General features: G+C 55.8%; 5 protein-coding genes and 1 pseudogene. 3 read left to right on the top strand and 3 right to left on the bottom strand.

Translation table 11 applies throughout. The annotated features are described in order from the left end of the window. Window positions 1-212 (top strand): annotated as a pseudogene (locus tag ABIB99_RS44240) (GDSL-type esterase/lipase family protein); the annotation flags it as partial. Between the two features lie 468 nt (window positions 213-680). Here ABIB99_RS44240 and ABIB99_RS44235 read toward each other — a convergent pair. The 3 genes from ABIB99_RS44235 to ABIB99_RS44225 form a co-directional block, all read right to left on the bottom strand. Then, the gene (locus ABIB99_RS44235) at window positions 681-1,904 is read right to left on the bottom strand and encodes a mannosyltransferase family protein (protein ID WP_354182259.1); all 1,224 of its coding nucleotides are present in this window, start codon (window positions 1,902-1,904) and stop codon (window positions 681-683) included. A 342-nt stretch (window positions 1,905-2,246) separates the two neighbouring features. Then, window positions 2,247-2,768: a class I SAM-dependent DNA methyltransferase gene (locus ABIB99_RS44230; protein ID WP_354182257.1), complete on the bottom strand. Its 522-nt coding sequence runs from the start codon at window positions 2,766-2,768 to the stop codon at window positions 2,247-2,249. 659 nt (window positions 2,769-3,427) lie between these two features. Then, the gene (locus ABIB99_RS44225) at window positions 3,428-3,673 is read right to left on the bottom strand and encodes a hypothetical protein (RefSeq protein WP_354182255.1); all 246 of its coding nucleotides are present in this window, start codon (window positions 3,671-3,673) and stop codon (window positions 3,428-3,430) included. A gap of 772 nt (window positions 3,674-4,445) precedes the next feature. Here ABIB99_RS44225 and ABIB99_RS44220 point away from each other — a divergent pair. Both ABIB99_RS44220 and ABIB99_RS44215 read left to right on the top strand, forming a co-directional pair. Further along, entirely contained in the window at window positions 4,446-5,456 is a 1,011-nt protein-coding gene (locus tag ABIB99_RS44220) for an ABC transporter substrate-binding protein (protein ID WP_247345241.1), read from the top strand. 277 nt (window positions 5,457-5,733) lie between these two features. Then, window positions 5,734-6,702 carry a c-type cytochrome gene (locus tag ABIB99_RS44215; RefSeq protein ID WP_225005377.1) on the top strand — a complete coding sequence of 323 codons (969 nt, stop codon included), beginning with the start codon at window positions 5,734-5,736 and terminating at the stop codon, window positions 6,700-6,702. The last annotated feature ends 411 nt before the right edge of the window (window positions 6,703-7,113 follow it).

The raw sequence follows: 7,113 nt of genomic DNA, 5'->3' as shown, positions 1-7,113 counted from the left end.
ACAAGAGCGCATTTGCCGCGATGTTTTCTAGCCTAGCCAGTGAACACAATGCGCTGTTCTATCCGGCTTTCGACGATGCGTTTGTAGACGATGCTCAACTCAAACTGTCGGACGGCATACACCCAAACGCAGCAGGAATCGAAGCGCTCGTCACACGCATATTGCCGGACGTCGAAGGCCTGAACGACCGCGCGCGTCGTAAGGACCGCTGATCTTATCAGCGAACACCTACCGGTCGTGGATGGCCCACGACTTCCTCTATTGGCCGATATTGTTGCAGAAGTCGATTTTCGCCGATGACCAAAATTCTGCGGGCCGTGGGCGCGACTTTCGCATACAAGATGCGAGGGACCTCACGGCCTCACGCAAAATTCACAGGCGACTTCGGCAACGCGATTGAGGTCATACGAATCAGCGATCGCTCGCTGCTTAGTGTTTTCGCGAAAAATCTTGAGCCCTGCAACTTTCGACTTTTGCAACACAATCGGCCCTTAGCCGAACAAGGCTGAGGCTATTGCAATGTCGGCTATCGGCGGTGGACCGGAAGCGCGGGCATGTGTGCCTCGACCGCCGCTTGTGACCCGGAGCGGACGTTAGATCTGAACGATCTATTGCGGGGTACGCAGTGTGAAACTGGTCGCTGCGGCTAGGGAGATGTCGCCGTGAGCGCCTTGTAGCGATCAACCGATCCAAATTCTCCGAGCAAACAGGGCGGCGTTCATGAGCAAAGACGCACCGAAAAATCCTATCACTCCTGCAAAAAGCCACTTCGCTCGCAATCCCAAATCAGCCAGCACTACAAAAAGTGGAAATGAGAGGAGATTAAATCGGCTCATTGAGACGAAGCCTGCTGGCCCACCGCTGAGTGTTAGATATGGCAACAACAGCACACCCATGGCAAACACTGTCCAAGTTGAGGGCAGTCGAGACCAACCCACAACAATCAGGACAAGGAACAACAATGTAAACCAGCTGGCTTGCCCCCATGGATTCCAGTCATTGAGCATCATTCGGGTGAAGGGTTCAAATTTGAGTGCTGCAATCAATCGTGTAGCCAAGGTCGTTCCTTGATGGAAAGCCGTCTGCCCATCTGAAAATGCAAACGGAGCCCCGAAAGAGCTCCAGAGATAAATCATGAACAGCCAGATACCCGATGTCGCGAGAAGGATGCATGGCAAGAGGGCAACAAGGAATGGCTTCTCATTGCGATTGCGCCACATCTCCCAGAGGAGGACCGGCAATAATACAATGCCCGTTGATCGGTCGGTAAGTGCCAAGCCTGCGAGCAGCGCTGCCGACAAATAATGTTTTCGTTTTAAAACAAGAAAAAACGAAACGATTAGAAGCAGTGCTAAGGATTCGGTATACCCGGCCGATAGCAAAACCGACGCCGGAAAAAAGCTGAACAGCGCGATGGCGGCGAGAGCGAGTTGATCACCAGATTCCTCGCGAACCAGCTTGAAAAGAACGACGATAGCAAACAATCCTGCGACATTCGATACCAACAGCAAAGCATCCGCAGGCGTGAGGCCGCTAATCGTTGTCAGGCCCCGTGCGAGCATGGGATACAGCGGGTAAAACACGATATTCTGTTGAATAGTCGGATCACCGTTATACCGATAGCCTTCTGTGACGATCTTGAAATACCATTCCGAGTCCCATTGTAACAATTGGTGGTACCAGATCGGTCCCGCAGACCAGACATCGGCCCTCCCGATGGCCAGATATTTTTGAGAGAATACCAGCCCGAGCGCGACCACCACCCGCGAACAAGAAAATATCAAGATGGCCCAACAATAGGGAAGCCAAGAATGACTTTTCCAGTTCGGACACTGCATCTCCATGTCCATACTGTCGCTTGGTACAGGCCTAAGATCAATCGCCCTAGATGTATCGAAAACCATTCCACTTCCGGTTTTGGCCCGTTTGAGACTTGGCGAGGGGTACCAAAGATGTCCGCTCACTGGGGCTGACCGGAAGTCGTCCCGGGAGGACCAAACCGACGCGATTGACCCAAACCGGACTAGCCGCACAGTCCTGAATCAAGCTTCTTTGCTAGTCGACGTTCCAGGAGTCGCTATTTTTCGCCAGACGAGCATGTACGAAACTGGCTTGTTTACATGGTGCCGCCAAGCAGGCCGGTCCGCGATCCAGGACCTATCAACGACGGCTTCTTCGACCTCAGACAACGTGAAGTCGTTGGCGGTTGCGGCGGTAAAGTGATCGCTGAAGAGATGAATGTAGTTTCAAATTGCGACTTGGCTGCCGTCACGGCGATCGAAGTGGGTTGGAATACCACTCAACAGAAAATATTGATGAAAGCCGATTGTGACGAGAAGACCATCGGCTTTGAGAAGTCGACTACTTTCGGCATAGTACACTTTTAAATCTTCCACATGCTCTACCGCCATCGAGTTTATGATCAAGTCGTAAGAAGCACTGGGAAGACCAGTCAACAACATGTCGGCTAGTTTCAATGCTCGATAGCAACCCTTGCGGGAGGCTTGCTCCAGCATTAGTTCGCTTAGATCGATGCCGTCGATGCTCTCGATGAGCCGCTGCTTAAGCCAGCAGCCAATCCTCCCGGTGCCGCAGCCGAGGTCAAACGCATCGCGAAACGTTGCACTCTTCAGGCTGAGAGATTTTTCCAGAAGCGGCAAGTCCAATTGCTCGCTGACTGTGGCGTCATAGAATTTAGACCATTCATCATACCCGGCCGCTGCTGAAACTGTTTGGCATCCTCGTGTGTCATGAGAGGAAAAATCCATGAGTTTCTCCAGATTCTGTCGGCCAACTCAAACACTTCGTGTGACGTCGGCCGCTGTAGATGACCGACTCGCATATCACCATTGGAAAGCTGACCTAGCTTGCATGCCGCGCCTGGATTTATGTTAGCTGGCGCTTGGCCACTGAGCCAGTGTCTATTTGTGGCCCTGTTCAGATCCGACAGTAACGGCTGACCATGTCTGGTGTTGAGGGAAAAGCGGACGTTCCCTTTATGGGGGCCTGGACTTCTCGGTTTGACCCACAACAGACTTCCGGAACGACCATCGCACTACATTGAGTTGGGAGTTGTAACAACGAGCTGTGGTAGTTTACCGACATCACCGGCCGAGGCTCTGCCCGAGGCGTCGGTGGCTGAGAGACCGATTGGGCTCCCGCCTGCATAGCGGAGGAAAGCCCAATGGCGGATAACATCCCCATTGATCACGTCCACGAACAGTCTTCCCGGATCGCGAAGCAAAACGAATTCATGCGCGAGATCGCCGCGAAAGCTAGGGAGATACTTAAAACTCCGATCCCCGATACCTTCCTAGGTCGGAAAACAAGAGAGCCCCGCCCAAAGAGGATGATGAGTTCGCGCGAACAGTCTAGCGGGAGAGCGTCAAGAAGCTCCGAAACATCCGAATTAGATGCAGTCGTACTGTCATATCGTTGGACCGTGCTTGGCATCTTTTAGCAACCCTTCAGTTGCTGACACGTTGGGAACCATCACCGTCCGGACCGTGGCTTTTATCGGTGATGAGAACGCCCGTTGCGCTCCCGCCTTCCTCGCATGGAAAGGAGCCGCGCCATGTTTGAGCGGCGTCGTTTCAAACAAACCATATCCCTTGAAGAACGGCTCGCCGAAGAAGTGAGACGCCTCCGCGAAGAAGCCGAATTGCTCCCTCATGGACCTGTACGCGAGGCCGCCCTCCGCAGGGTGCGGCAAGCCGAAACCGGCTCGCACATTAGCGACTGGCTGCGCTCCGCCGGTTTACAGCCGCCGAAGTAGGCCGGTCATGCCACTCGGATACTAGGCTTACGTCATCGGTGACGATGGCCACATTTCCAATCGCGTTGATGTTGTTTGCGACAATGACGAAGACGCGCTTCGCCACGCCGAGCAGCTAGTGGATGGTCACGCCATAGAGCTATGGCAAGGAGCGCGACGGATAGTGACGCTCAGGCCAAGGTCCAACGAAGGTGCGAATAAAGCTACGTCACAGATTTCCACCTCCGAAACCTTGGGTCTGGGAGATTCATGTCGGCAAGCGTCTGATCAAAGCGTCGCATGAATCCTATGCCTCACAGGAAGAGGCCCACGGCGCCGGCAGGGCCGCGCTCGACCGCATAGTCTTGGAATATGCAAACCGGCCTACAACACGACATAGACGGTAAGGCTGCCTCAGTTGGCGGCTTCCTCTATTTGTGGACTATGTCGCCTGTTGGCCCGTTTGAGACCTGGCGAGGGGTAGCTAAAGATGTCCGCTCACTGGGGCTGACCGGAAGTCGTCTCGGGAGAACCAAACCGACGCGATTGACCGTTAGCGGTCATGGCGCAACGCAGAACAGCGGATTGCCGCGCGCGACATCTTGCGCCTCCAATACCCCGACTCCCATGCCGCGATGTGGTATGCTTCCAACTGAATTTAGCGTGGTCCTGAGCCTCCTTGGAGGGTTGCATGAGACGGCGCGATTTCATCAGTCTTCTTGTTGGCGGTGCGGCGGTCGTATGGCCGCTCGCTGCGGGCGCACAGCAGATCCCCAATCGCAAGCGCCTTGCTATTTTCAGCCCAGCAGAGCCAAGCGCGGACTTGCGTGAGCATAGCAAAACCAAAGCTTGGCGAGCCTTATTCGCTGAGCTTCGGCGGTTGGGGCAGATAGAGGGACAAAACCTCGAGGTCGAACGTTACGGCCGAGAGCAGAACACGTCCGGCCTCGAAGCCCTGGCGACGGAAGTCGTTCGGGGCAACCCGGCAATCATCTACGTCATTGGCGCTGACGCCGTCATCTTCAAAAAGCTAACATCGCGTATTCCGGTTGTAGTGACCACTTCCGACCCCGTTAAGCAAGGGCTCGCCGAAAGTCTGGCTCACCCAGGCGGCAATTTCACGGGAGCCAGCATCGACGCTGGTCTATCCATTCATGGAAAGCGAATTGCACTGTTGCGCGAGATGGTTCCGACGATCTCGATACTTGGGTGTCTCGCTCTTCGAGCGTACTGGAATGGGCCAACCGCAGGCCCCGCAATTCGCGCAGCGGCCGAAGCGGCAAGCCTCGCTCTCCGGGTGTCTTTAGTGGAATTTGGTGCCAGCGAAGCAGACTATCGGGCGGCCATCGAGAGCATCTCCCGCGACGGTGCAAATGCGGTCATGGTCCTCCCTTCGCCTGAAACCTTTCAAAACAGCACTTTGATCGCCAAGTTGCTCAGCGACGTGAAGCTTCCGGCGATTTTTTCGTTTACCGAATCCGTCGAGGCCGGGGGCTTAATGGCCTATTCGTTCGACCTGATCGAATTGAATAAGCGCGTCGCCAATAATATCGACGCAATTCTCCGAGGAGCAAAGCCCGGCGACATCCCGATCTACCAAGTCACCAAATTCGAGTTGTCCATTAATATCAAGACAGCAAAGCAGCTGGGGCTTTCCGTACCTCCTGCGCTCGTCGCGATTGCCGATACGGTCATTGAGTAAACAAGCAAAGCCCCGGTTGTGGCCCCATTGGGGGCATAACAACGAGTTGGGCTGATATCGGCTTTCCCAACTCAGACATACTTGGTGTCGTGCTTGACCGAATAGGGGGTAGTAAACGGTACCGATTTTTCGTCATGAATGACCCCGGTCACGTCGAACCCGGCGGGGCTTCACAGCAACGTCGAGATCAAAACGTCGCAGCTGAATGGCTTGCCCGGAGTTCATGGGTGAGGCAAGCTCCCCATAGCTGCCGGCCCGGACACTCGGGGAACTGAAAATGAGGATTGTTCCCGCGCTGCTCTCGTCTGTGATCGTTTGTGGCTTACTCGCGATACGGATGGCAACCGCCGCAGACGGTCCTCCCGCTTGGGCCTATACGCCGAACAATCCCGACTACAAGCCTCCCGTCGATGACGGAAAGCCAGTTCGCGTGCCAGAGAGCACGGCCGGCTATACCTGGAGCCAGTTGCGTGATCGTTTTGTTGCGCCCATTTGGCACCCCAGCGATCACGGCGCGCTGCCGGACATCGTCGCGAACGGCCGCAAACCCGGTGTGTTCGCATGCGGATTTTGTCACCGCGCCACCGGGCCTGGTGGTCCGGAAAACGCGGACCTTGCAGGGCTGCCGAAGAGCTACATCATCCAGCAAATGGCCGACTACAAGAGCGGGGCGCGTAGTACAGCCCTCCCCGAGCGAATTCCGCCAAAGCTAATGATCGAGCTTTCCAAGCCGATCACTGACGCCGAAATCGAAGCCGCGGCAGCCTACTTTTCGGCCTTGCAGCCGCGCAAACGCATCAAGGTGGTCGAGAGCGACACCGCGCCAAAGACCTATGTGGCGGGTCTGCTTTGGGCGGCGGTGGAAACCAGCGAGCGCGAGCCGATCGGAGCGCGGATCGTGGAGATCCCCGACGATCTGCTCCGCTTCGAAAGCCGCGACCCTCGATCGACCTTCACAGCGTATGCACCAATCGGGAGCCTCGCCAAAGGCGAGGCGCTAGTCATGAAAGGTGGGTCGGGCAAAACGATCCAATGCGCGTTGTGCCATGGCGCGGACCTGAAAGGGCTTGGACCGCTGCCAAGCATTGCTGGTCGTTCACCGAGCTACATGTTCCGGCAGCTCTATGACTTCCAGCATGGCGCTCGAACGGGAGAATGGAGCCCGTTAATGGCCCAAATTGTAGCCAATCTCGACGAGCAGGACCTTCTCGCGATTGTCGCGTACCTCGCATCTCGCGATCCGTGAGCAGGCACGAAACCGCGCCACGCCACAGCGGGACAAGGCCATGCTCAGGAGCATCGGGCCCAACTCCTGAATGTCGCATCGCTCTCTTCATAGAAGGGCGTATGAGATCCGGTTCTGGCCCGTTTGAGACATGCCGACTGCAACGGGCAATGTCCGAGTTCGAGGGCGAAGCGGAAGATATATGCTCGCACTGAGTTCTTCGCATTTTGACCCGAAGCGGGCAATCACCTTTCCAGGCGGAGACCAACCATCGTGCGGTTGCGGCGACGGATGATAGCCGCGCATTCAGACCTTCCAAATCATTGATTACTTCGTGGGGGCACTTGTCGGAGGAGGCGTTGGCGCCGGGTTAGCGACGCCATAGTGGTCAGCAACGAAGTTGCCAGTGTGAGTAAAGGACGCCGGCCGCGA

The organism is Bradyrhizobium sp. LA6.1 (assembly GCF_040547805.1).
Classification (GTDB): Bacteria; Pseudomonadota; Alphaproteobacteria; order Rhizobiales; family Xanthobacteraceae; genus Bradyrhizobium; species Bradyrhizobium barranii.
Note: the sequence above shows the minus strand (reverse complement) of the source record. Positions and strands in the feature narration are given on the sequence as shown.

Coding starts and splice junctions, on each gene's coding strand:
- ABIB99_RS44235 (WP_354182259.1), bottom strand. CDS start 1,904: ATGGTTTTCGATACATCTAGGGCGATTGATCTTAGGCCTGTACCAAGC.
- ABIB99_RS44230 (WP_354182257.1), bottom strand. CDS start 2,768: ATGGATTTTTCCTCTCATGACACACGAGGATGCCAAACAGTTTCAGCA.
- ABIB99_RS44225 (WP_354182255.1), bottom strand. CDS start 3,673: ATGAGGGAGCAATTCGGCTTCTTCGCGGAGGCGTCTCACTTCTTCGGC.
- ABIB99_RS44220 (WP_247345241.1), top strand. CDS start 4,446: ATGAGACGGCGCGATTTCATCAGTCTTCTTGTTGGCGGTGCGGCGGTC.
- ABIB99_RS44215 (WP_225005377.1), top strand. CDS start 5,734: ATGAGGATTGTTCCCGCGCTGCTCTCGTCTGTGATCGTTTGTGGCTTA.